Source organism: Halobacillus alkaliphilus (assembly GCF_900113125.1).
Lineage (GTDB): Bacteria > Bacillota > Bacilli > Bacillales > Halobacillaceae > Halobacillus > Halobacillus alkaliphilus.
Map to the genome: position 1 here is coordinate 16,599 of NZ_FOOG01000021.1, position 22,865 is coordinate 39,463.

The window sequence follows — 22,865 nt, forward strand, 5'->3', positions numbered from 1 at the left end:
TTATTTAGCGTTTGAGTTACGTCCTTTGTTCTGGTAACCACGCTTGCCGCCTTTTCCGTTGAAGTTACGGTTGCGGGATTTATTCTTCGAGTTGTAATTGCGGTTTCCGCCTTTACCATAGCTCTTCTTGCCGCCTTTACTGCGCTGAGCGTTTTTCACGCTGATCGGCTGTACGGAAGTCAAGCTTACAGGTACTTCGCTGCGTTCTTTCGTCATCATCTTAAGAGCTGCCGCTATGATATCGGAAGAATCATACTGCTCCAGCAATTCGTTGGCTGAATGCTTGTAATTCTTAAGGTCGTTAGAACCAAGAGATTCGATAAGCTTATCAACCGCTACTTTTTGCTGGCCGCGGGAAGCTTCTTCAGAAGAAGGAACTTTAAGACGCTCCACTTTTTTCTTCGTAAGCTTTTCAATCAAATTAAGCTGGTCTTTCTCACGTGGTGTTACGAAAGAAATAGACTCACCTTTACGTCCAGCACGGCCGGTACGTCCAATGCGGTGAACATAGCTTTCAGGATCTTGAGGGATATCAAAGTTATATACGTGTGATACTTCAGAAATATCCAGACCACGAGCGGCTACGTCTGTAGCTACCAGAATTTCAATACGTCCACGCTTGAACTTGTTCAACGTAGACATACGTTTACCTTGAGTCAGGTCTCCGTGGATTCCTTCTGCGCTGAATCCACGCGCTTGTAAACCGTCCGCTACCTCATCTACACGGCGCTTCGTACGACCGAATACAATAGCAAGAGCAGGGTCGTGAATATCAAGCAAACGAGTCAATGTGTCAAATTTGTGTTTCTCAGGGATCTCCACAAAGTATTGCTCGATATTTTCAACGGTCATTTCTTTTGATTTAACTTTTACTTCTTCAGGGTTATTCATTAAGGTTGTCGCGATATCACGAATTTCCTTAGGCATCGTAGCTGAGAAAAGCAGCGTCTGACGCTCTTCAGGAAGAGCTTTTAGGATGTCACGAATATCCTCGATGAAGCCCATGTTCAGCATTTCATCTGCTTCATCCAGTACAGCCGTGTGTACATTTTGAAGCTTTATAGTTTTACGGCGAATATGGTCAAGCAAACGTCCCGGTGTAGCTACGACAATCTGATTTGTCTTAAGAGACCGGATTTGGCGTTCCATGTTCGACCCACCATAAATAGGTAGTGCGCGAACCCCTTTGACTTTACCAAGACGGTTCATCTCTTCTGCGACCTGGATAGCCAGTTCACGAGTTGGAGCTACGATTAATCCCTGAACGGATTTGACCTGCTTGTCAATTTTCTCAAGCATCGGAATACCGAATGCTGCTGTTTTACCTGTACCTGTCTGAGCTTGACCGATCACGTCTTTGCCTTCCAGCCCTAGAGGTATTGTTTGTTCTTGAATCGGTGTGGTTTCTTCAAAGCCCATATCATCTAAAGATTTTAGAATTGGGTTTGATAAGCCTAGTGAATTAAATGTTGTCACTTATTTCATACTCCTTTTTTATATAAAATCATATATAACTTATATGCCTATAAACATGTAAAAAAAGCCTTCCGCCACAGAAATCGGGAGAGGCTCCTCTGGTGTCTGCCTAATAGATTCATTCATCATAACATACATAACACAGTTAATTCTACACATTTCTCCTATGCTTTTCAATCCGAAGAATGATAAAATGAGTGCACAACTGTTGTTTACCAGAGGAGGGGTTTAATGAATAAGCCTCCAATTCATCCATATATAATTTTATTCATAGGGGTACTATCCATATCTACAGCAGCGATTTTTGTTAAATTGGCTGGTGATGCTCCAGCATCGATTGTTGCTTTTTACCGATTGTCGCTGGCTGTGTTTATTATGTCCCCTTATGTATTATGGAAACATTTTGATGAAATCAAACAAATTAATCAAAAAGATTGGATCATGGCTGGTTTATCCGGAGTGTTTTTAGCGTTTCACTTTATCTTATGGTTTCAGTCCCTGTCTTACACTTCCGTTGCAAGTTCGGTCGTTCTCGTTTCGCTGCAGCCCATTTTTGCTTTTATCGGAACTTTCATTTTCTTTAAAGAGCGTTTCACAATCGGTGCGGTTTTAAGCCTGGTCATTACAATCACAGGAAGTGTCATTATAAGCTGGGGCGATTTTCAAATTAGCGGCTGGGCTCTCGTCGGAGACGTCATGGCCCTGCTCGGAGCATTAATGGTCACTGGCTACTTCCTGCTGGGTCAGAACTTGAGAAAGCGCCTTTCGCTTATGACTTATACCTTTCTTGCCTACGGCTCAGCTTCTGTCACTTTACTGCTCTACAACCTTATTTTAAATCAATCATTCACCGGTTACAACGGCTCTCAATGGCTAATCTTCCTTGCACTGGCTATAATCCCGACTTTCTTCGGTCATTCCTTGTTTAATTGGACGCTGCGCTGGATCAGCACCTCAACGATTTCAATGGCCGTTTTACTGGAACCGATTGGTGCAGCTATTCTTGCTTACTGGCTATTGAGCGAACCTGTTACATGGTCCCAGTGGCTTGGCGGTTCTATTGTACTCTTTGGTCTGATGATGTTTATTTTCAGTACTACGAAAAAAGTTAAACCCAAAATTACGCATGCCCACCAAAAACAGTAATCAAAAGATGTCTGTTATAATGATAGAAAAGTAAAGATGTACCATTATTTGAGAGCAGGTGAAGAGATTGACCATACAACTTTTGATTGATGGAGGGGGAGACCTTCCCGCTTCCATGAACGATCAACATTCCATCAAAAATGTACCCTTGAATATTCATTTCGGCGAGGAACAGTATAAAACAGGTGAGACAATTGATCTGCCTACTTTTTATAAAAAACTAAAACAATCAGAAGAATTGCCAAGATCTTCTTCTCCAAGTCCGAATGACTTTTACGAAAAATATAAAGAAGTAGATCGTGACACTCCTATTCTGGTTCTCGCCCTTACACAAGGACTGAGCAGTACGTACGAAAGTGCTGTAATGGGGATGGACATGCTTCTTGAGGAAGACCCGGAACGTAAAATAGCCGTGTTGAACACAAGAACCGCTTCCTGCGGCATCGCCCTGCTCGTACATGAAGCCAACACCAAAATCGAAGAAGGTCTGGATTTTGAAGCCCTGGTATCTCATATGGAAGAACGTATCGAAAAAACCACTACGTTATTTATTCTAAAAACGCTCGAAAATGTTATAAAAGGCGGGCGTCTCGATCGAATGAAAGGTACGATCGCCAAGACGTTGAACATTAAACTTCTTATGAAAGCCAGTGATGATGAAGGAGCCGTAGAAGTCACGGAAAAGGTTCGAGGAAACAAGAAATCCATCCGCCGCTTCGTTGACCAGATTGGTGAGTATGCCCATGACTTAGAAGACAGAGTGATTGCATTATCCCATTGTAATGATGAAGCAAGAGGCCGAAAAGTTCTCGAGGATATAAAAGAACGTTATAATCCTAAAGACAGTTTGTTTATGGAAACGGGTCCTCTCATCTCGACTTATGCAGGCGAAGGTGGACTAGTTATTGCTTTCTTCAGAGATTAATAGATTAACCCAAAACTGCGGAGCACCTGCCCCGCAGTTTTTTTATTGGAATTTAAGAATGAAACTTGAGTTCATGAACTTCCCTATAACTATATTCAAAAAGCAGATACTCCGTTGACAATGATAATCATTTTCAATTATAATTTAATCATCTTCTAATAAAGGGGCATAAACATGAAAGATTGTCTTATTGTTACACGAGATTTCACTTATCATAGAGGTCCCAGCAATCCCCATAAATGTCTTCATTTTAAGAAAGGAGAGTTTATTTATATAGGCGATGATCATCACTACGTAGAATCAATAGGCTGGCTCGTTTCTTTACACACGGACACGCACCCCCCATTCTTTATTCCTTCCGCTTATTTAGAGAAGTATTACTTGAATAATTTGTATATGTACTCGGATATCGCGCTTTCTATTAACTATCATCAACTAAAAGTTGATCAGTCCCTGGATAGACGCGATGCGGAGCTTTTTCAATATCATTCCACTCAGTTGAGTTACTGGAACCAACTAATGAATGGATCCGATGAAAAGCAGAAGGTTGTTTCCTTATGAATTCTCTCATGATAGGATTTGCAAGTATGTCTGGGAATACAGAAGAAATAGCGGACGTGCTTAAAGCTCATCTGGAAAACTACGGTTTTCATGTAACACTAGACGAAATTGACGAGATAGATCCTCATGAGTTTAAGAATTATTCCGGAGTATTACTTGGTTCCTATACTTGGAACGACGGGGATCTTCCATATGAGGTGGAAGAATTTTATGAAGATGTAACAGAAGCGGACTTAATCGGCGTCCCTATAGCTGTTTTTGGTTCAGGCGACTCCATTTACCCTCATTTCTGCGAAGCTGTTAACAAGCTGGAGAGTGCGTGTCAGGAATCAGGGGCGGTAATCGTTTCCCCTTCTCTTAAAATTGAACACTACCCTGAGGGTGATGAGGATTTATCAAGATGCGAAACCTTTGCAGCAGAATTTGCATCTTTTCTTACAAAACACCCATTTCCCTATTCAACCTGTTGAATGAGATCCTTTAAGGGCCTGCCGCACTTCCCATTTATGATGCATATCAATAGCTTAGCAAATATAATAAACATAAAAAGCCCAGCCCCGGTTCTTTCTTCACCGGAGCTGGGTTCTGTCAATCAGCCGTGATAGTCTTCATATCTAGGTTGCGGAGAACTCAAAGCCAAAATTCCAGCCGTCACTGGGAACGCAATCGTTAACAGAATGACTTCCTGGTAACCTCCAAGCCAATCATAAAAAATTCCAAATGGAAGCGGTCCTAAAGCAGATCCGATGACCATGACGGTCTGGGCCAGTCCTTTAATGCTTCCTAAATGTTCACGGCCAAAGTAGTTCGGCCAAACAATACTCAGAACGATTCGTTCAAATCCATTCACAAATCCCCACAGTACACCAAAAGCCACAGCGAGCCACCAAGTATCTGTAAATAACAGAAGCAGTAAAGTAAAAATATGACCAAAGAAAGTGATAGCCAATATGTAATGTACTTGGAATCGGTCCACTAAGTATCCCGTCAGGAATGTAACAGGGAAACCGATAATCGCCATTAAAGTCAACACCATCGCAGCGACCCCCGTATCAAGACCTCTTAAGCCCATAATCGATACAATATGAAAGGTGATAGCTGTATTTACAAGAGCCGGTACGATTACACAAAATAATATAAACCAGAAAGCTTTCGTAGCCATAGCTTCTTTTAAAGTCCAGCTTTTTTCATTAATTTCTACATTTGGACTCGGATCGCCACCGCCTTTAACAGGCTTTGGAGTTCCATCAGGTACTTCCCCGACCATTTTAGGCTGGTTGCGGACAAAAAAGAATGCCACGGGAACAAATACAATCAATAATAGGGTGCCCCAGATTCCCCAGGCTGTTCTCCACCCTGCTGTTTCGATCATCCATGTATTCAAAGGTGGCATCAAGGCTGAGCTCGCGAATCCGCCAATCGCCATCACACTAAGTGCGCGGCCCCTTTTTCGAATGAACCATTGTGGCACCAGAGTGTTGGGAATTAAAGTCATTGAACCCTGACCAAATAAACGAATCATAAAAAAGCCGAAGAACATCATGATCGGACCTAACAGGAAGGCGTTCCAAAACAGCGCCAAGGATAAGCAAATTCCTACAGCAACCATCATTGTTCGCTGACCAAATCGATCGACCAGCCTACCCATCATGAATAAGGCAAACCCAGCACACAAGGTTGCGCCTGAGTATATACCTGAAACAAGGGAGCGTGAATATTCAAAGTCCTCAATATAGTAATCTATGAAAATAGATACCGAATAGGTTTGACCCGGCCCTGAGAAGAACACGCTAAGCCCCGCAACCGCAACGATGATCCATCCATAATAAAATGAGGTTTGAAGGGGTGCTTTTGTACTTTTGTTTTTCGTCATTTAACAGCACCCTTTCTCTAAGGTCAATCCAAAAAGTCTAATACCGTATCGAAGAGCTCGTCCTTATCATCCCCATGACAGATTAAATGCTTGGAATTTTTAAGGAAGACCAGCTCTTTTTCTTCAGCCGGAATTTCTTCATCGAGGAATTCCGCCGTTTTCTTTGGAACCATTCCATCCAGTTCACCCTGAATGATCAGCACTGGACATCTCACTTGCTTTAAGTAAGGTCTGGTGAACTGCACGCACTTCATGAATTCAAATGTAGAGAACAAATAGGTTTGCTGCAATTTCCTCTGGTATCTTGTGAATAATTCATTGGAAGCCAGCGCCCCCTTCCAGGCATCTGCACACATTTCATAAATGTCTTTATACATTTGCGGGAGGCTGACATACTTTCCAGCTGCCGAGAGTAATACAAGGCGGTTAATTCTATATTTAGCCGTTAAATAAGCAGCAATCATCCCACCCATAGAGAACCCAATTATGACAATGGTATCGTTGCTCTTCAACAAGTCTAATAATGCAAGCTCCGCTGTCGCAATCCATTCCTGGTAGTAATGGCCCTGGAGATCTAATTCTTCCCCATGACCTGGCAAGGTAGGGTTGGAAATCTCCCAGGTGGTTCGTCCACTTAAAAAATCTACAAGGGGCTGAACTTCCTCAGGACTTCCCGTGTAGCCATGAATACATAAACAACCAATACTCATTATCCGCGCCTCCACTATTATTTCGCTATGCGAAATATTATATCACATGACTTAATCCATAAGAAAAAACACGCGCCCGCAAAGATGAGCGCGTTTATTTGAAGCCTTTTACAAACGTGCCGATGCCTTTGACGATCGGCGAAACCTGCTGAACCGTTTTCACTACTTGACCTGTGGTCGACATCATTTTATCAAAATCCAGCTGCCCATCCTCATTTTGAAAATAGTTCATAACACCCTTTGGGATCGCCCCTGCTTGAAAGGAAGATGTTTCAGGATTTCCATTTTCAGTATATCCTGTGTAGCCATAACTATACGGATATGGATTTTGAGGTACATACGCATTTTGGTTATAACCATTATGATACCAGCCGTTTACATTCCCCTGGTTTTGGTATGCCCCCTGATAAAATGCAGGATCATAAGGATAAACAGTCGATTGACGGGACCAGTCATACCATTGTTGATAATAGGGATACATGGATGTTCCACCTTCTTGACGTTTTTACTTCAGCCTATGTTGAAAAGCTGAAAAAGTGTAAAAAAAAGCAAGTGATCCATGAGAATCACTTGCAGAATTATGAAAAATTCATCATATCAGAATCTACAAAACGTTCAGCAGACTGGATTCCCAGCGCTCGTTTTAACTTTCTTTCTTGGAAGCCCAGGATTTTCTCCTGATTTACAAATGTTGCTGGCGTTCCATATATCTTCATATTTTGAAGTTCTTTAAAGTGATCACGGTTAGTGGATACATTGCGCTCTTCATAATCAATTTCCCATTCCGAGAGTTTGGCTACTACCTGGTCGCATTTTGCGCAGTTCCTGCTCGTGTACACCACAACTTTCTGGTCACTCATAGCTGTCCCTCCTCATTGCCTTTACGTCTCTCTTTATTACTTTTTTGTTACCCTTTTATTACAGTTTTAAAACCGTCTATTATGATAGAATGTACCTACAAATATGTAAAGGAGAACATACTCCCCCCCTTAATGGTTACTAATTAGCCAGCGTCTCTTCCAATTGGATGGACACGTTAACCAAATCAATACTCTCTTATTGGCTCAAATTACGATTTATAAATAAACAGGTGTCCCAGCTGCGACTTCGCGCATCTGGTCTTAAAGGATCCACCTCCTCAAGCATTGAAGAAGGAAAACCTGACTCAGCTGACGAATGGATAAAATAACCACTTAATAGGAGATGATTGATTTGGCGAACACCTATGTGTGTACAGGATTTCCGGGATATCTGGCCTCCAACATCGTAGAAGAGTTGTTTTTCGAAGGGTATCCAATAGACAAAATTTACTTAATCCACTTACCCGAAATGGAAGAATTGGCTGAACAAAGGGTGGCAGAATTAGCAAAGGAAACTTACGTAGACAGGCAGAGAATCGAGCTTGTTTCAGGAGATATTACGAAACCAGGATTGGGACTTGATCCTTCGTTACGTACTAAACTTGAAAGAGAGACCACTCATTTCTTTCATCTTGCTGCACTCTACGATTTGGCTGTTTCTCTTACTAAAGCATGGCGTGTGAATGTACAGGGAACTCGGGAGGTAAACCATTGGCTTCGCAGTTTCCTAAAGTTACAAAGGTATCTTTATTTTAGTTCAGCCTATGTCTCAGGAAAACGGGAAGGAAAAATACATGAAGATGAGCTTACTCATCAAGAAGGTTTCAAGAATCATTATGAATATACAAAATATGAAGCTGAAAAGCTCGTCGAATCAGAAAAAAAGCACCTCCCTATAACCATCATTCGGCCGGGAATTGTCGTAGGTCATTCAAGAACAGGAGAAACACTCAAATTCGATGGCCCCTACTTTGTATTAAATATGCTGGATCGTTTCCGTGCACTGCCGGTCATCCCTCAATTTGGAAAGGGAGATGCAAAGGTTAATTTAGTACCTCAGGATTATGTAATTAAAGCCAGTATTTATTTGGTGCATATTCAGAAAAGCAAAGGAAAAACGTATCATTTAACGGACCAGGCTCCTTACACGGCTCGAGAAATTTACCAATTATTTTCCGACACATATCTTGAACGCCGTCCTAAGCTTAACCTTCCGGGAACGGTGGCCAACCAGGGATTACAGATTCGTTCGATCAGAAAGAAACTTGGCATTCAGAAAGAAGCGATGGACTATTTCCTTACCCAAAGTGAATATGATTCCACTGAAGCTCAGAATGACTTACAGGGTTCTTCCATTACCTGCCCAGACTTAACGTCTTATGTGCAGACACTTATCGATTATTACGGCCGTCATAAACACGATCAGCGAAAACACACGTCCCTGCTTTAAAAACTATGCCAATTCTCACGCTACAAAAAAGCCTTGAGTGCCTGCGCTCAAGGCTTTTCCCATTCCATATTTCACTTTCTCACCATCTACCTAGGAGCTATCTTTATTCTTCCATCCAATGTTCATAAAGCTCCTCAATTTCTTCATTCAACTGATCCTTTTCCATCTGAAGCTTCATTAATTCCTCTACATTACTCTCTTCTGTCATTTGGTTTTCAAGCTGTGTTACTTCTTTCTCTAATTCTGCTATAGATTCTTCGACTGAATGTTTCTGTTTAGATTGAAGTGGATGGTTTCTCGGCTTCTCTGCCTTTGAAGGAGAATCTTTTCGGACATGTTTCCTTTGCTGCTGATCCAGCAGTTCCATCCAGTATTTCCTTGTTTCATCATAAGAACCTATATACCTATAGATTTTCCCGTCTGCAAGATAAGCTGTATCTGAAAAGCATTGATTTAAGAAATACCGGTCATGAGACACTCCAAGTACGGTGCCTTCGAATTTTTTAAGTGCCTCTTCAAGTACTTCCTGAGACTCGATATCCAAATGGTTAGTTGGCTCATCCAATATTAATACATTAATACCTTCATGCATAAATACCGCAAGCTTCAGCCGCATTTGTTCTCCTCCGCTTAAATGCCTGATCTTTTGAAAAACATCATACCCGTAGAACATAAAAGCAGCCAGCATGTGACGAGCCTCCCCCTCCGTCACTCTGATCGAACTTCGAAAATAATCAATCATCCGCTGATCACGGTCTGCTCCCATTAATGGGTTTTGAGGCAGGTACCCTACCCTGATCGACGGTCCTATTTTGATTGTTCCTTCCTCAGGTTCTTCCTGTCCGAGTAATATGCGCAGAAAAGTGGACTTTCCGCTTCCATTCGTCCCCACCAGGGCTAATCGATCTCGATTTCGCAAATGAAGATGAACACCATCCAGAATCGTTCGATCTCCATAAGATTTTTTGACGTCATCAGCCACAAGTATATCTTTACCGGTTCTCCCCTCTGACTGGAGAGCAAGATTCATCTTTTTAGGATCAACAACCGGTTTATCTATTTTTTCCATACGCTCCAGCGCTTTCTCCATACTCTTTGCTTTTTTAAATAGTTTGGGATTCGGGGGATTAGCTTCATTAGCCCATTGTCTAAGCCGGCGAATAGCTTCTTTCATTTTTTTAATTTTTTTCTGCTGTTCCTGATACTGGTGAAATTCTGCCAGCAGTTTCTCTTCTTTTTGTTTTTCAAAAGAGGTATAGCTGCCTTTATAGGTTTGAATGTCTCCAGATTCTAAATCCATAATATCCGTGACCGTGTGATTAAGAAAAGAACGGTCATGGGAAATCATACACACAGACCCGTCATACTGCCGCAAGTATTCCTCAAGCCACTCAATGGCCTGTAAATCCAAATGGTTTGTTGGTTCGTCCAGCAGTAACACACCTGGCTTTTCAAGTAGAATCCGAGCCAATCCAAGCTTTGTCTTTTCACCACCGCTCAACTGTGAGAAGGGTTGATCCAGAAGATCTTTAACTTTCAGACCATTAGCCACTTGGCTAATGGATGATTCAATTTCATAACCACCTGCTTGAGTAAATCGTTCTTGAATTTCTCCGTATTCACTAAGAGCGCGTTCCATCTGCTCAGGATCCAGCATCGTTTCTTCCAGCTTCTGCATGTCACTCTTCATTTGCAGCAAGTCTCCAAAAGCCGCTTCCAAGTAAGCTTTACCAGATGATTCCCACTCTTCAGGAATTTGCTTTAAATACCCCACCGTTAAGTTTTTGCGGATAAACACATCGCCGCCGTCAATAGCTTCCTCTTTAGTAATCAAGCGGAACAAAGTAGATTTACCGCTTCCATTACGGCCGACGAGCCCAACTCTCTGCCCTTCATTCAATTCAAAATTAAGGCATTCAAACAGAACTCGGCCACCGACAATTTTATAAATATCTTTCAATGTAATAAGCATTCTATTTTCCTCCTAAAGACAAAAAAAGCCAGAGGTCCCGTACCCTCTGACTTCATTGCGCATTGGTATAATCAGATATGAGACGTTACATTTTATTCACTATTCACCTGTAAAAATGGACAGACGTGTCCCTTTGACAGCTGTATTGTGAATAATTGCACGGCGGACATAGTTCAATTGATAGTCAAGCACATGCATTTGTAACATCGTCATACCCTCCTTTGCCTTTAGAATTAAGTTTAGTATAAACTAAGTTCAGAAAATTCTCTAGTTTTGGTTTCCTTCTGCGTTTTGCCCGAGCTTTTTCAATAGTTCAATCGCTTGTACTTTTTCTTCGTCCGTTAGTCCGTCGGTAATCCGCTCGATTTGCTTCCAATGATCAGGGAAGATGTCGTTTAAGAACTCCCTGCCTTTTTCAGTGATCGAAGCGAACGTAATCCGCCGGTCGTTCGGGCATGGAATCCGCTCTAAATATTCTTTCTTTTCCAGTTTGTCAACGACATAGGTAATACTGCCGCTGGCTAAAAGGATCTTCTCACCAATCTTCTGTAATGGCTGTTCTCCTTGATGATACAGCAGTTCTAAGACTCCGAATTCTGTCGGGTTTAACCCATAACGCTGGATATCATCTTTGACCAGGTCAGCTACGGATCTCTGCGCCTTCGTTAAAACGACAAACAATTTCAACGAGGGATCTTGTTTTTTCTTGTAGTAAGACTCTTGTTCGCTCATAAACCTTCGCCCTTTCGTCCTTTTCTATAGATAAAGATAGTATAAGTTTAACAAAATCAGGATGTCAAACCACCATGAATTTTATATTTAACTATACCCTTTTTTGTGCATTTCTAAAAATATGGCATAATGAAAGGGGTTAGACGCATAGAAAGCGGTGACAAAATGTGGTAAAAAATACAGGAGAGCGTGTCATTCCAGAGTACACAGATCCTATGAATAATCTGCTGCTTGAGCACTTTGCCAGATACCAGTTTTCATTATCTTATATGCATGGCCGAGTTTTAGATTTATCGTGCGGAGCGGGGTACGGGACCCATATGATCGCAAAGCAATGCAAACATCTAATCGATGATGTTGTTGGAGTCGATATTGATCAGGAAATTATCCGTTACGCGAGAGGCACCTATTATCACCCAAAATCCAGCTTTGAAATACACGATGCCATCGACCCTCATTTATCCTATCACCTGGGAACGTTTGATGTGATCGTTAGTTTTGAAACGTATGAACATATTAAAGATGAAGAAAAACTTTTGCATAACTATTACCAATTACTTAATCCAGGTGGAAAACTTATCATCTCCACCCCTTTTGGCCAGGGCCGCGGAAAAGAATGCGGTTCCCCTTTTCACGTTCACCAGATTACTCCTCAAGAATTCCAGAATTTATTTACCGATTATGCTAAGCAGGAGTTTTTCTATCAGAATGGCGTGCTAATTGAGCCGCCCAGAGAGGATGTTTATTACCCTCTTGGTCTGGCTGTATGTGAGAAATAAACAGCCCCGGCCTTCTCCTTGGTGGAGCAGCCGGGGCTTTTGCAGTTGGTTCTGCTTATTTTTCAGAAAAGGCATGCAGGGCATTCGGCCCGCCGCTCAAGAAAGTGAAGTGATCAGGAAGCACTTCCAGATCAGCTGGGGTCTCCCCTTTAATTTCGCCGTCCATATCGATTTCCTGTGAAGAATCGACTTCAATTTTCACTTGTTTACCTTGAAGGTGATGCAGTTCTTGAAAACGTTCTTCATTCGCCCAAGGACGTTTCATTGTCATCAGTTCTTTAAATAATTTCAAATTGGAATTTTTAACTACGAGAACATCAAGAAGACCGTCCTGTAAGTCAATGGAAGGGACAGGAACACGGCGAGTACCGATGAATTGTCCGTTCATCACAAGAATCATGATGGCTTCTCCTTCTAACTCTTCTCCATCCACAGTCACCGTAAATTCGAAAGGAGTTGCCTCATTCATGGTTTTTAAAGCACTCATGAAATAGCTTAATACGCCGAAACGGTTTTTACTATCTTCATCAATATTAAACGAAGCTTGGGTTACTAATCCAATCCCCCAAAAATTGATAAAGTAATAATTATTGGTCTTTCCAGCATCTAAAGTCAGTTCTTCCCCTTTAATAATTGCACGTGCCGCTTGCTGCATGTTCTGAGGAGTATCCAGCACACGGCTGAAATCATTACACGTCCCTCCAGGGAGAACTCCTATCACTGGACGTCTTTCCAGATCAGCCATGCTGTTAATTCCTTCATGGACAGTTCCATCGCCTCCCAAAATAAAGAGGACTTCCACTTCTGGTCCATAGTTTCTGCAGGCCTCCTTGAACTCATCAAGCGAATCCGTCTGGAGTACTTTTAGCTCCTTCACTTCCTGAGTCAAAATCGGTATCGTTTGTGAAAGATTTGTTTCGAGTACATTGCTATCTTCATTTCCATTGTATATAAATAATCCGGTTTCATATCGTGCCATAAATGAGAACCTCCCTTTCTATAAACCCTATAGGTATGATTTACTAATTTATTACATTTAAAACCACGTCATGTTTCTCCAATTCTTTCACAAAAGCATGCGGTTCATCGACCGTTATGTATATTCGGTTAATTTTCCGCTTCAACCCGAAGTATAAATGAGCTTCCAATGGCTGCGATAATTCAAGAATATATTGAGGCTGCGCAGGCTCTAATTCAGCAAGTGTCATATCTAAAGCCTCCTTATCGCTAGAGCATTCTTTTGGAGTGTGGATGCAGGGTCTGATTTGTTTTATTATTTCAAATGGAATGGAAATATGGAAACGAAGCCCCTTTTGAAGATACAGAGATCGGTTCCCTACATGAACAGGAGCTTTTCTAATAGCCTGATAATCCCCGATTAGAAAAAGCAAAGCATACACATCGAGAATAGTGGCAACCCAGGCTGCCGTATGACTGAATTGCATGAGCAGGACATGTACCGCAATAATTTCAATAACCATGGCATGAATAAGCATAAGGAAAACCCCGAAGTATTCACTGTTCTTATGGTAACTGAAGGTACATTCTTCTCGAGGATAACGGTCTATATGAGGAAATAATGCATAGCGGACCGCCGATACATCTGTCGCAAGAAATCCGCTGATTCGTTGAAAATGAACACGGTATTTATACGGAGCGAAAGTGATACGGTTGGCTTCGAACATCCTCCCTAAAACAAATGGGTAATTCTCATGGGCGTCTTTGAAGCTTCTTTTCCATTTGGGGAAAGTCTTTAAGAATAGAAAAAAGATGGTAAGTTCTAACCCCACCAGTACAACCTCCACCGCAATTACTGAATAATTCAAGTACACGAGACTGTCCTTCGCATAAGGAGGGACAAGCCAATGAACGATAAAAAGGCCAAGCATCATCATAGGGGCAAAAATAGATACTGCCGGCTTTCTTCGCAAAATAAAAAGGAATACAACTGCAGGAATGACTACCATCACGTCAACGATTGTTCCCCATACAAGCAGGGCACTCACTCGCCCCGTTATTTCTACTTTCTGCACCAGGAAGTTTGAAGATAAAATGAGAATAAGGAAACCGCAACCGAAGTACAAAGACTTCTTATGGCTTAGCAAAATGTTCACACACTTCTCCCCTTCAACTAAACTTACCCCTCTTCCTTTATTTTACTACAGGAATAGCAGGAGTACTACTTTACCCACACAGCTGGCACGGACCCCACTTAGGTTTTGTATAAGCTATTCTGCCTGCTAATCAGCTGCTTCATAGCTCTATTTGACCCGGAGAGAAAGCGGGCAAGTTCTATATCAGCAAGGGGCTGGTTTACCATGATCTACCTTCCCCGGTCGCCTTACACTGATTTAGGGTATAACTTTTACCGCTTTGAAATTTTGTTATAGGGTGCATATAAAAAATAAAAAGACTGTCGATACTTTCTCGACAGTCTGAGGAGGAGTACTGCTGCTCCTCTCCCCCTTTTGAATGTGGAATTTGCGGCCGTAATATTATTAATATCCTACATTGCCTCTTTAATTCCTTTCTTCACAAGCCATCGGTTAGCTGGATAGCTTGTAAGGAAACCAAGAATCATAGCAATCTGCATCATAAACCAATAACTTACGTGGGAAGGTTTGGGAGGCTCTGTGAATAATACAAAATGAACAATAGCCATCCATCCGAACATTCCGATTTCAAAAGCGAGCAAAGAAAGTGTATCCGCCTTTACCGCCTCTTTTATAGCGCTTGTAGCTCCGGCTTTTTTGTTCATAGGATAAATAGCGAAGAATTGAAATATAATACCGAAGATATAAGCAAGAATGAACTCTACAATATAATGAGCGAATAACACCGATCCTGCTATCGCTATTCCTGTCAGAGCTACAAATGGAACTCCGACCGCATCCCCCAGGGTACAGCCTGCTGAGCAGTGACTGGTGGATGTAAATACTTGAACTTCTTTGCCACGGTTGTCTTCCCGATCTATATTCTTCGCTTTTATACGCCCCCATTTAAAATAAGTCCAAATAGCTATCGGACCAAGAAACCATCCATTGATTGGCCATACCACATTCATGATGGCCATCTGCTGCGGGTAGCGTGTCACATCAACAATAATGACCAGTGATGAAACCAGCCCGATCGCGAGTGCTATAATTGAAATTATTGTTAAAGTATCCATCGCGGTTCCTCCTTTATAAAATTCATTACCCCCCTTCCCTATTTTCATAAACATTGCTTCTAAAAACATTTAGCTTACTAAATATAACCACCTTAATTATAAAAAAAGCTCCCACCCACCTCTATTATTAATAAGAACTGCATAAAACAGTTTAATAACCTGCTTTTTTTATTGAATACCCCAATCTTTAAAGCAGCCTTAATCAAATATATTTACTTCAATATTAAAATCAATTATACTATTTTTTGTTAGGGGGCTAAATAAATGAAACAAGACTTCAGCAATTCTCTAGGATACAACATCCATATGGTCTCGCACTTTATGCAAAATGTTTATAACGAAAAGCTCGGCGAGTACGACCTTACTCATTCTCAAGCGAGAGTGATTTATTTCCTGGCGACTTGCGGTCAACAATCGCAAACTGATTTACAAAAGAAACTATATATTAAGGCTTCCTCCATGAATGGAGTCATTGAATCCTTGCTTAAGCACGGAAGAATTGAGAAACAAATAAGTCCCAATGACAAACGCTCTAATTTAATCACTTTAACGAATCAAGGAAGCGAACTGCATAGCACTATTCAGGAAATTATTCGAAAGATTGAAATTCAGGCAACAGAGGGTCTTTCTGAGGAAGAACAGAAAATTATGGTTACGTGGCTTAAAAAGATCCAGAAGAATATGAAGCCCTCTGTAGAAAGGAGTGACCAACAATGAAAGAACAGAGCCAGCGTTTAGGTACTCAGCCAATACCAAAGCTTCTTGCTGACTTGTCCATCCCTGCTATGATCGGCATGTTTGTTATGGCTTTATACAATGTTGTCGATACCCTGTTTATTGCAAGAGGTGTCGGTATCCTTGGGGTATCTGGCGTGAGTATTGGTTTTCCGGTCATGATGATTATGATGGCAGTTGCAGCCGCTGTAGGAATCGGGGGAGCCTCCGTTATTTCAAGAAGACTCGGGGAGAGAAAGCCGGAAGAAGCTAACCAAGTGTTTGGAAATGTGTTATTTGCCATACTCATTATCAGCGTATTTGGTTTTATTAGTGCTTTCACTATTCTGGAACCGCTGCTAAAACTTTTTGGAGCTACTGAAAACATTCTGCCATACGCAAAAGATTATCTGTTTCCCATTCTGCTGGGCACATTATTCTTTTCCTTTGCTTTTGCAACCAATAACATCATTAGGTCTGAAGGTAATTCACGCTTTGCCATGATGACCATGATCATACCTGCTGTGTTAAATATCATTCTTGATCCTATTTTTATTTTCGGACTGGACATGGGTGTTAAAGGGGCTTCGATCGCTACTGTAATTTCACAGGGGACGGTAAGCGTGGTTGTACTTTACTATTTTCTTAGCGGTAAATCCTCCTTAAAGATTAAGGTCCCTTTTTTACGTCCTCATCTGAAAGTACTTAAAGAAGTCATCACCATTGGAATGCCCGCTTTCATTCGTCAGGTATCTGGCAGCGGAATGATGATTGCCATCAACTTTATGCTTATTAAATTTGGAGGAGAATTTGAGGTAGGGGTTTTTGGCATCGTCCAGAAGCTTGCCATGTTTACAATTATGCCAATGATTGGTGTCCTGCAGGGCATGCAGCCTATTATTGGCTATAATTACGGTGCTAACAACTATGATCGATTAAAAGAGACCATTCTGCTCGGTATGAAAATTGTTACCATAATATCGTTTGGGATCTTTGCCATTATGATGATCTTCCCAGAACAACTCATGCATATATTTACTGGAGATGCATCTACGATTGAAGCCGGGGCTTATGCGATACGAATTATGTTCGCCCTCGCCATGCTAATTGGTGTTCAAGTCGTCAGCGGTGGTCTTTATCAGGCTCTTGGGATGGCGAAACCTGCGATGGTCTTGTCCATGGCCCGCCAGGTATTATTCTTAATCCCACTTGTCTTAATTCTTCCGTATTTCTTTGGTGTTTCAGGTGTATGGGTTGCCTTTCCATTAGCTGACCTGATGGCTTTTCTGCTTTCTATTATCTTTCTATATAAGGATAGGGATTTATTCTTTAAATCAAAGAAAGAGACGCCTCCCTATGAGACGGCCCCGACATCCTTGTAAATGGAAACACGACGTCCTTCGATGTCGTGTTTTTTTATTAAGGCTCTTTTAAAGTTTATTGTGGATTTTTCATTAGAGGCTTATTACGTAAAAGGGGCGTATACTGTAAGACTCGATTTCGAGATATTGTGTGGAGAAAGGTGCTCCATGGAGATCTAGGATCTAGGCTAGACCCCACAGGGAGTGATAACGACTTAGGAGGCTCATAGTGTAACGGACCCAATTCACCTCGAAGCTGAGTCCTACAGTATCGGGAGCTTAACCTTAAAATCAACACGGAAGTTTACACAGAGCCTTTAGTAAGATCCTAATAATATCCCAACGGAATTTCCATACGTGCTCACTATTACGTAAGACTCAGTTTAATATAGGTCGTTCGACCTTTCGTTCTGCAGAGCTTTCAACCGTAAAACCGATCTCGAAATTAATGTTTCCAGCTTATGTTCCGATAATTTAATAGTCAAAGTATAACTTCTACTAGAATCACAATCATAATCCATCCTTCCTTTAGATTAAGAGAGAGTGATTTGTTATTTTTTCCAATGATTCCAATTATCATATAGCAAGGTGTGACAAATTCAGTTAAAATAAGTACAGAATAGACAAAAAAAATAAAGGATGGACCGAATGACTTATTCAGTAAACTTGATTAAACTGTTTATTCGCCGCGAAGACCATTTATTCAAATTGAGGGAAGCGGAACGAATTAAAAACGTTTGGAAACTATTATTCTTATTACTAGGTTTAACCGTTTTGACCTATGTTTGGACATCCTGGATGGGTCTGGGGACCGATCCTCTATCAGATGAGATGACCACCTTAAACAGAGTGGAATATGAATTCCGAAAAGCCTGGTTCTTAATCGGTCGTGTAGCATTTGGAATTCTATTATATGTATTCATTTTATTTATCTCTTCTTTCTTTTTCTGGTTGTTTAATCATGTTTCTTATAAGAAGCTTTTGATTATCCAAATGAATGTCCTTTTGATTATGCTTCTTGAACGTGTACTATGGATCCCGTTAATGGTTTATTTCGGACTGGACTGGTATGTTTCACCTTTTTCATTTGGAATTATCACTTCCTACATAACCGATATAGATTGGATTGTTTATTTACTTGGCTCTATATCCATTTTTCAATTGTTTATCATTTGGTACCAGGTGACTTGCATCTCGAGCATCTCCCCTACCAGAAAAAGGTGGATATGGACAGGGGTGGTCTTTTGGCACTTGCTTTTGTGGACAGGAACAGCAGCTCTATCCAACTATGACCTGTTTTTACTCTATTTACTCAGGTAAGAAAGCAGAAGGTGTAAACATATATGAAAAATAAAAAGTATGGTAAAAGAATTCTAGGTTTCCTAATAATTGCATTCATAGCAGCCAATGCTCTGCTTATTTACTTTGACGATGAGGGGCAGGTAGAACGCAAGTCCTATATTAAGGAATGGTCTGAGTCGACTACTTTGGACTTGCAGAACACCCTGTCTTCTGAAGGGGTTTTTGCATCTGCCAAAACCACTCCTGTTTACTTCAACCAGGATGCCGGCGCTTTTCATGAATTCGTTGCAAAGGAAGGTCAAACCGTTGAAGAAGGCGATGACCTATATTCTTATGAAGTAGAAGACTATGCTAGTAAGGAAGCGCAGCTTGAGAATAAACAAACCCGCTTAGAACAGGAAATAGCAGCTATCGAAAATTACATACAAGAGCTGGAGGGCTATACAGTACCTGAGCCTGAAAATGAGTTGAGCGAACCAGACCAGAACGACCCGAACACGGAAAATAATACAAATTTCGGGAACCTCGGCCCAGGCAGTACCGTCAATGGAGAAACTGGTAATAGAGATACGGAAGCCTCCTATGCAGAAACAAAGTTTCTAAAACAAGAAAAAATTGCTGAGCAAGAAGCTGCCCTGGCTCAAAAAGAAGCCATGGCTGACATGGTGGAAAATCAACTTAACCAACTCCGTGAGAATGGAGAAGTTATTACGGTTAGCAGTCCATTCTCAGGAACTGTGACAGATACTTCAAATGATTTGGACGAACCCATTATAACCCTCGCTTCAACAGAGCTGAACCTCAAAGGGGATCTAAAGGAAGAACACCGCCCAGAGGTCAAACCAGAAATGCCGGTAACGATGTACGTTCCCGAACTGAACATGGAGCTTAATGGATCTCTTGCAACCATTCAGGATCAGCCGGAAGAGGTAGAAATCAATGAAAGCAGCAGGTATCCATATGAAGTCACGATGGATGAAGTAGATGATAAAGTATTGCCGGGTTATCATGCAGAAGTAGAGATTATTACAAAGCAAGTTGACGGGGTCGTTACTACTCTTGAGGATGGACTCATCAGAGAAAAGAAATCCTACGTGTGGACAATGAATGAAGATGGAACAATCGACCGGCACGAAGTAGAAACAGGTCTCAAAGAAAATAACCTGATCGAAATACAAAAAGGCTTGGAAGCTGGTGAGTGGGTGGCCTATCAGCCAAAAGACGAGTTTAGAAGGAAGTCCACCTTTTTTACTCCTCTCAAATATCAGGACTTGGATGTTTCTCAAATATGGAATTCAGATCAGAAGAGTATTGTGAATTATGGATTGCTAGGTTTGCTAGCTCGTTAATTTAATCATATGAGCACCCTTATTCCTTAAAGGAAAGGGTGCTTTTTAATGATGGATGATACCCTATTCATTGCATATTGAGTCGCTGCATGGCACGATATACATGATAATTTTAAGTAAAGGGGGACCTATAGATGAAATTAAGTGTATTAGATCAATCCCCCATTTTATCCGGGATGACTTCTCAAGATGCACTAAAGCAAACAACGGAGCTCGCAGAATGGACAGATCGATTAGGTTACCACCGTTTCTGGGTAGCTGAACATCACAGCACGGAAAGCCTGGCGGGGTCATCACCCGCTATCTTAGCTGCCCACTTAGCAGCCCGTACCGACCGAATACGCATAGGAACAGGAGGTGTTCTGCTTCCCCATTACAGTGCCTATAAAGTTGCAGAATCCTTTCGTGTGCTGGAAACCTTACACCCGAACAGAATTGACCTCGGTGTAGGACGTGCACCAGGCGGCATGCCAAACGTAAACTTAGCTCTAAACCGGGGCAGCTCCCCTGATATTGAAGGATACCCGGCTCAAATAGAAGAATTGATGGCATACTTGCATGGACAAGATCCCCAAGGAATGAATGTCTATGCTACTCCTAAAGGAGAAACCTCTCCCCCGATCTGGATGCTCGGGTCCAGTGGGACAAGCGCCCGGCTGGCTGCAGATTTAGGCGCTTCATATTCCTTTGCCCATTTTATTAATGGACATGGAGGAACAAGAGTCGTGGACCGTTACAAAAAATACTTTTCCCCATCCATGCAGCAAAGCGCTCCGGATGCGAATGTCTCAATTTTCGTCGTATGTGCAGAGACAGATGAACATGCCGAGTATTTAGCTTCCAGTCTAGATCTAGCTTTATTACAGATTGAACAGGGTGCAAGAAGATCTGGTTTTCCTACACCCGACGAGGCCCTGCAACATTCTTATACTTTTTTTGAGCAGGAAAGAATACAAGATAATCGCAGCCGAATGATTGTCGGTTCTCCTGATCGAGTAAAGCAAGAGATTGAGGAGTTGGCGGAGAGTTATCAAGTAAACGAAATTATAATTAATACGATCGTTTCTCCTTTTGAGGAACGACTCCGCTCATATGAACTTTTAGCTGAAGCTTTTCAACTTCATAAAAAGTAAGTATAAACACAGGAACTTATATCTCACATCAAGTTCCTGTGTTTTTTACTTCCTCTCTTATTTTCCTGTTTTAGTTTTTCGGATTTTGTCCCTTACTATAAAGTACTTTAACTCTACGAATGAGAAAACCTCCGTCCTGATGAAGACGGAGGTATCATTATGTAACTAGCGCTTAGGACGACCCGCCGGTCTCGTTAAGGCCAACAAGTCTTCATCTAAATTCATAACTTTTTGCTCAACCATTTGACGTGCATCCTGAATCCCTTTGTTATATAAGAAGGGACCAAGCTCTTCTACCATCAATTGCATAAGCTGGTCAGCTGCTAGATCACCGATCTCCTCGCCTCTTTCAAGTTCAAAGTACTCCTGAACTTTGGCAATCACATAGTCTTTCTCTTCCTTTCTTAAAGATGGAAGCATTCTAATCAATCCCCTTTCTAATTGTTTCTGTCAAACTTCCGAGTTGTTTTAAAGGTAAAGTTCCCGTTTGTTTAAGACTCAGTTTGTCAATCATAAACTTTAACAGATCGTTCTAATTAAAGCTTACCATATCCTTTAACGAAAGTGAGCAGGAGAGGATGTTTGTATATTACGGGTTTTTGAGGCACAAACTATTCTTAACGTGCTATTTCATTCCAAGGGCGCAGACAGTATCATTCGGAAATGTCGGCTTAATAAATACTTCAATTTGATTAAACCCTGCTTCCTCCAGCAGTGCGTGAAGCTGCCCCCCCATAACTTCAGTCGTCTCATCACTTGTCCCACGGCCATGCGGGGAAAGGGTTAAGGCTATCCTTCCTCCAGGCCGCAATAAGGAATGCAGATGATTCAACGTCTTTACAGGCGTCTCCCAAAATGAAATGTTGTTAATGGAATAGATTTTATCAAGGGGCTGATAGAAGTCTTCCAACATTTGAGCCTCTCCATGCATCATACATATCTGATCAGGTGCCCTCTCCTTTTTCAACCTGCGAAGTGCTGTCTCCACCATCGACTCCGAGGGATCAATTCCGTATAAGGTAATCCCTTCTTTATCCGCTATCTTTTTCAGGCCATCAGCTGCACCAAATCCCACTTCTAATACCCTGTCCTTCTTTTGGATATCCAGGAAAGACAGCGTCCACTCATTTCTTTTCTCATTTTCTTTAACCATAAACCAGCCAGTCACTTTACCTATCCAGCCCTCCGGCTTAGCAAACTGTTTATACAGCATTCTATCCCACTCCTTTTCATATTCTCTTGTCTCTCTTCCCTCCCTTCCGCTACCCTATGCGCTGTTTATAAGTTATTTAGTTTCCTTAAGATGGATTTGTTTGTATGATAGATTACAGAAACCTTTTATAAAATAATGTA

Annotated in this window: 24 protein-coding genes; 11 read left to right on the forward strand and 13 right to left on the reverse strand. The window is 41.5% G+C overall.

The annotated features are described in order from the left end of the window. Complete coding sequence (cshA, locus tag BMZ06_RS11995; protein WP_089752258.1) at positions 1–1,476, reverse strand: degradosome RNA helicase CshA; 1,476 nt, start codon at positions 1,474–1,476, stop codon at positions 1–3. 231 nt (positions 1,477–1,707) lie between these two features. Here cshA and BMZ06_RS12000 point away from each other — a divergent pair, with 231 nt between their 5' ends. The 4 genes from BMZ06_RS12000 to BMZ06_RS12015 all read left to right on the forward strand — a co-directional run bounded on the left by BMZ06_RS12000 (position 1,708) and on the right by BMZ06_RS12015 (position 4,578). Further along, complete coding sequence (locus BMZ06_RS12000; RefSeq protein WP_089752259.1) at positions 1,708–2,622, forward strand: DMT family transporter; 915 nt, start codon at positions 1,708–1,710, stop codon at positions 2,620–2,622. 67 nt (positions 2,623–2,689) lie between these two features. Continuing rightward, the gene (locus BMZ06_RS12005) at positions 2,690–3,547 is read left to right on the forward strand and encodes a DegV family protein (protein ID WP_089752260.1); all 858 of its coding nucleotides are present in this window, start codon (positions 2,690–2,692) and stop codon (positions 3,545–3,547) included. A 174-nt stretch (positions 3,548–3,721) separates the two neighbouring features. Continuing rightward, the gene (locus BMZ06_RS12010) at positions 3,722–4,108 is read left to right on the forward strand and encodes a hypothetical protein (protein WP_089752261.1); all 387 of its coding nucleotides are present in this window, start codon (positions 3,722–3,724) and stop codon (positions 4,106–4,108) included. Next, the gene (locus tag BMZ06_RS12015) at positions 4,105–4,578 is read left to right on the forward strand and encodes a flavodoxin (RefSeq protein WP_089752262.1); all 474 of its coding nucleotides are present in this window, start codon (positions 4,105–4,107) and stop codon (positions 4,576–4,578) included. Before BMZ06_RS12010 ends, BMZ06_RS12015 begins: the two co-directional genes overlap by 4 nt. A 122-nt stretch (positions 4,579–4,700) precedes the next feature. Here the strand turns inward: BMZ06_RS12015 and BMZ06_RS12020 are convergent, their stop codons facing one another. The 4 genes from BMZ06_RS12020 to BMZ06_RS12035 form a co-directional block, all read right to left on the reverse strand. Continuing rightward, entirely contained in the window at positions 4,701–5,981 is a 1,281-nt protein-coding gene (locus BMZ06_RS12020) for an MFS transporter (protein WP_089752263.1), read from the reverse strand. A gap of 23 nt (positions 5,982–6,004) precedes the next feature. Continuing rightward, the gene (locus BMZ06_RS12025; RefSeq protein WP_089752264.1) at positions 6,005–6,691 is read right to left on the reverse strand and encodes an alpha/beta hydrolase; all 687 of its coding nucleotides are present in this window, start codon (positions 6,689–6,691) and stop codon (positions 6,005–6,007) included. A 94-nt stretch (positions 6,692–6,785) separates the two neighbouring features. Next, positions 6,786–7,172, reverse strand: a complete 387-nt coding sequence (locus BMZ06_RS12030; protein WP_089752265.1) for a YppG family protein — start codon at positions 7,170–7,172, stop codon at positions 6,786–6,788. Positions 7,173–7,269: 97 nt separating this feature from the next. Further along, on the reverse strand, positions 7,270–7,551 hold the full coding sequence (locus tag BMZ06_RS12035; protein ID WP_089752266.1) for a glutaredoxin family protein: 282 nt from the start codon (positions 7,549–7,551) through the stop codon (positions 7,270–7,272). Positions 7,552–7,903: 352 nt separating this feature from the next. On the opposite strand from BMZ06_RS12035, the gene BMZ06_RS12040 reads away from it, so the two are divergent. Then, positions 7,904–9,001 carry an SDR family oxidoreductase gene (locus BMZ06_RS12040; protein ID WP_175477881.1) on the forward strand — a complete coding sequence of 366 codons (1,098 nt, stop codon included), beginning with the start codon at positions 7,904–7,906 and terminating at the stop codon, positions 8,999–9,001. Positions 9,002–9,104: 103 nt separating this feature from the next. On the opposite strand, the gene abc-f is transcribed toward BMZ06_RS12040, so the two are convergent. The 3 genes from abc-f to BMZ06_RS12050 all read right to left on the reverse strand — a co-directional run bounded on the left by abc-f (position 9,105) and on the right by BMZ06_RS12050 (position 11,705). Continuing rightward, positions 9,105–10,973 (reverse strand): ribosomal protection-like ABC-F family protein, encoded by a 1,869-nt coding sequence (abc-f, locus tag BMZ06_RS12045; RefSeq protein ID WP_089752268.1) that lies wholly within the window; start codon positions 10,971–10,973, stop codon positions 9,105–9,107. A 99-nt stretch (positions 10,974–11,072) separates the two neighbouring features. Continuing rightward, positions 11,073–11,180, reverse strand: a complete 108-nt coding sequence (locus BMZ06_RS21145) for an RAxF-45 family protein (RefSeq protein ID WP_281244468.1) — start codon at positions 11,178–11,180, stop codon at positions 11,073–11,075. A 60-nt stretch (positions 11,181–11,240) separates the two neighbouring features. Next, positions 11,241–11,705, reverse strand: coding sequence for a MarR family winged helix-turn-helix transcriptional regulator (locus tag BMZ06_RS12050; protein WP_089752269.1), 465 nt, complete (start codon positions 11,703–11,705; stop codon positions 11,241–11,243). Between the two features lie 167 nt (positions 11,706–11,872). On the opposite strand from BMZ06_RS12050, the gene BMZ06_RS12055 reads away from it, so the two are divergent. Beyond that, complete coding sequence (locus BMZ06_RS12055) at positions 11,873–12,484, forward strand: class I SAM-dependent methyltransferase (RefSeq protein ID WP_089752270.1); 612 nt, start codon at positions 11,873–11,875, stop codon at positions 12,482–12,484. Positions 12,485–12,539: 55 nt separating this feature from the next. On the opposite strand, the gene BMZ06_RS12060 is transcribed toward BMZ06_RS12055, so the two are convergent. The 3 genes from BMZ06_RS12060 to BMZ06_RS12070 all read right to left on the reverse strand — a co-directional run bounded on the left by BMZ06_RS12060 (position 12,540) and on the right by BMZ06_RS12070 (position 15,653). Further along, complete coding sequence (locus BMZ06_RS12060) at positions 12,540–13,463, reverse strand: YegS/Rv2252/BmrU family lipid kinase (RefSeq protein ID WP_089752271.1); 924 nt, start codon at positions 13,461–13,463, stop codon at positions 12,540–12,542. 43 nt (positions 13,464–13,506) lie between these two features. After that, entirely contained in the window at positions 13,507–14,598 is a 1,092-nt protein-coding gene (locus BMZ06_RS12065; protein ID WP_089752272.1) for a hypothetical protein, read from the reverse strand. Positions 14,599–14,990: 392 nt separating this feature from the next. Then, positions 14,991–15,653, reverse strand: coding sequence for a DUF4396 domain-containing protein (locus tag BMZ06_RS12070; protein WP_089752304.1), 663 nt, complete (start codon positions 15,651–15,653; stop codon positions 14,991–14,993). A 264-nt stretch (positions 15,654–15,917) separates the two neighbouring features. Here BMZ06_RS12070 and BMZ06_RS12075 point away from each other — a divergent pair, with 264 nt between their 5' ends. The 5 genes from BMZ06_RS12075 to BMZ06_RS12095 all read left to right on the forward strand — a co-directional run bounded on the left by BMZ06_RS12075 (position 15,918) and on the right by BMZ06_RS12095 (position 21,512). Next, complete coding sequence (locus tag BMZ06_RS12075) at positions 15,918–16,370, forward strand: MarR family winged helix-turn-helix transcriptional regulator (protein WP_089752273.1); 453 nt, start codon at positions 15,918–15,920, stop codon at positions 16,368–16,370. After that, the gene (locus BMZ06_RS12080; protein ID WP_089752274.1) at positions 16,367–17,749 is read left to right on the forward strand and encodes an MATE family efflux transporter; all 1,383 of its coding nucleotides are present in this window, start codon (positions 16,367–16,369) and stop codon (positions 17,747–17,749) included. The genes BMZ06_RS12075 and BMZ06_RS12080 overlap by 4 nt, the downstream gene beginning before the upstream one ends. Positions 17,750–18,376: 627 nt before the next feature. Next, positions 18,377–19,048, forward strand: a complete 672-nt coding sequence (locus tag BMZ06_RS12085) for a hypothetical protein (protein WP_089752275.1) — start codon at positions 18,377–18,379, stop codon at positions 19,046–19,048. A 23-nt stretch (positions 19,049–19,071) separates the two neighbouring features. After that, positions 19,072–20,379: an efflux RND transporter periplasmic adaptor subunit gene (locus tag BMZ06_RS12090; RefSeq protein WP_089752276.1), complete on the forward strand. Its 1,308-nt coding sequence runs from the start codon at positions 19,072–19,074 to the stop codon at positions 20,377–20,379. A 134-nt stretch (positions 20,380–20,513) separates the two neighbouring features. Further along, positions 20,514–21,512: an LLM class flavin-dependent oxidoreductase gene (locus tag BMZ06_RS12095; protein ID WP_089752277.1), complete on the forward strand. Its 999-nt coding sequence runs from the start codon at positions 20,514–20,516 to the stop codon at positions 21,510–21,512. Between the two features lie 165 nt (positions 21,513–21,677). On the opposite strand, the gene BMZ06_RS12100 is transcribed toward BMZ06_RS12095, so the two are convergent. Further along, complete coding sequence (locus BMZ06_RS12100; RefSeq protein WP_089752278.1) at positions 21,678–21,932, reverse strand: DUF2164 domain-containing protein; 255 nt, start codon at positions 21,930–21,932, stop codon at positions 21,678–21,680. Positions 21,933–22,137: 205 nt separating this feature from the next. Continuing rightward, entirely contained in the window at positions 22,138–22,725 is a 588-nt protein-coding gene (locus tag BMZ06_RS12105; RefSeq protein WP_089752279.1) for a class I SAM-dependent methyltransferase, read from the reverse strand. Between the last annotated feature and the right edge of the window lie 140 nt (positions 22,726–22,865).

Excerpts from the sequence above, each read along its gene's own strand:
- BMZ06_RS12000 (WP_089752259.1), top strand. The coding sequence starts at position 1,708 with ATGAATAAGCCTCCAATTCATCCATATATAATTTTATTCATAGGGGTA.
- BMZ06_RS12010 (WP_089752261.1), top strand. The coding sequence starts at position 3,722 with ATGAAAGATTGTCTTATTGTTACACGAGATTTCACTTATCATAGAGGT.
- BMZ06_RS12015 (WP_089752262.1), top strand. The coding sequence starts at position 4,105 with ATGAATTCTCTCATGATAGGATTTGCAAGTATGTCTGGGAATACAGAA.
- BMZ06_RS12020 (WP_089752263.1), bottom strand. The coding sequence starts at position 5,981 with ATGACGAAAAACAAAAGTACAAAAGCACCCCTTCAAACCTCATTTTAT.
- BMZ06_RS12025 (WP_089752264.1), bottom strand. The coding sequence starts at position 6,691 with ATGAGTATTGGTTGTTTATGTATTCATGGCTACACGGGAAGTCCTGAG.
- BMZ06_RS12030 (WP_089752265.1), bottom strand. The coding sequence starts at position 7,172 with ATGTATCCCTATTATCAACAATGGTATGACTGGTCCCGTCAATCGACT.
- BMZ06_RS12035 (WP_089752266.1), bottom strand. The coding sequence starts at position 7,551 with ATGAGTGACCAGAAAGTTGTGGTGTACACGAGCAGGAACTGCGCAAAA.
- abc-f (WP_089752268.1), bottom strand. The coding sequence starts at position 10,973 with ATGCTTATTACATTGAAAGATATTTATAAAATTGTCGGTGGCCGAGTT.
- BMZ06_RS21145 (WP_281244468.1), bottom strand. The coding sequence starts at position 11,180 with ATGTTACAAATGCATGTGCTTGACTATCAATTGAACTATGTCCGCCGT.
- BMZ06_RS12050 (WP_089752269.1), bottom strand. The coding sequence starts at position 11,705 with ATGAGCGAACAAGAGTCTTACTACAAGAAAAAACAAGATCCCTCGTTG.
- BMZ06_RS12060 (WP_089752271.1), bottom strand. The coding sequence starts at position 13,463 with ATGGCACGATATGAAACCGGATTATTTATATACAATGGAAATGAAGAT.
- BMZ06_RS12070 (WP_089752304.1), bottom strand. The coding sequence starts at position 15,653 with ATGGATACTTTAACAATAATTTCAATTATAGCACTCGCGATCGGGCTG.
- BMZ06_RS12075 (WP_089752273.1), top strand. The coding sequence starts at position 15,918 with ATGAAACAAGACTTCAGCAATTCTCTAGGATACAACATCCATATGGTC.
- BMZ06_RS12080 (WP_089752274.1), top strand. The coding sequence starts at position 16,367 with ATGAAAGAACAGAGCCAGCGTTTAGGTACTCAGCCAATACCAAAGCTT.
- BMZ06_RS12085 (WP_089752275.1), top strand. The coding sequence starts at position 18,377 with ATGACTTATTCAGTAAACTTGATTAAACTGTTTATTCGCCGCGAAGAC.
- BMZ06_RS12090 (WP_089752276.1), top strand. The coding sequence starts at position 19,072 with ATGAAAAATAAAAAGTATGGTAAAAGAATTCTAGGTTTCCTAATAATT.
- BMZ06_RS12095 (WP_089752277.1), top strand. The coding sequence starts at position 20,514 with ATGAAATTAAGTGTATTAGATCAATCCCCCATTTTATCCGGGATGACT.
- BMZ06_RS12100 (WP_089752278.1), bottom strand. The coding sequence starts at position 21,932 with ATGCTTCCATCTTTAAGAAAGGAAGAGAAAGACTATGTGATTGCCAAA.
- BMZ06_RS12105 (WP_089752279.1), bottom strand. The coding sequence starts at position 22,725 with ATGCTGTATAAACAGTTTGCTAAGCCGGAGGGCTGGATAGGTAAAGTG.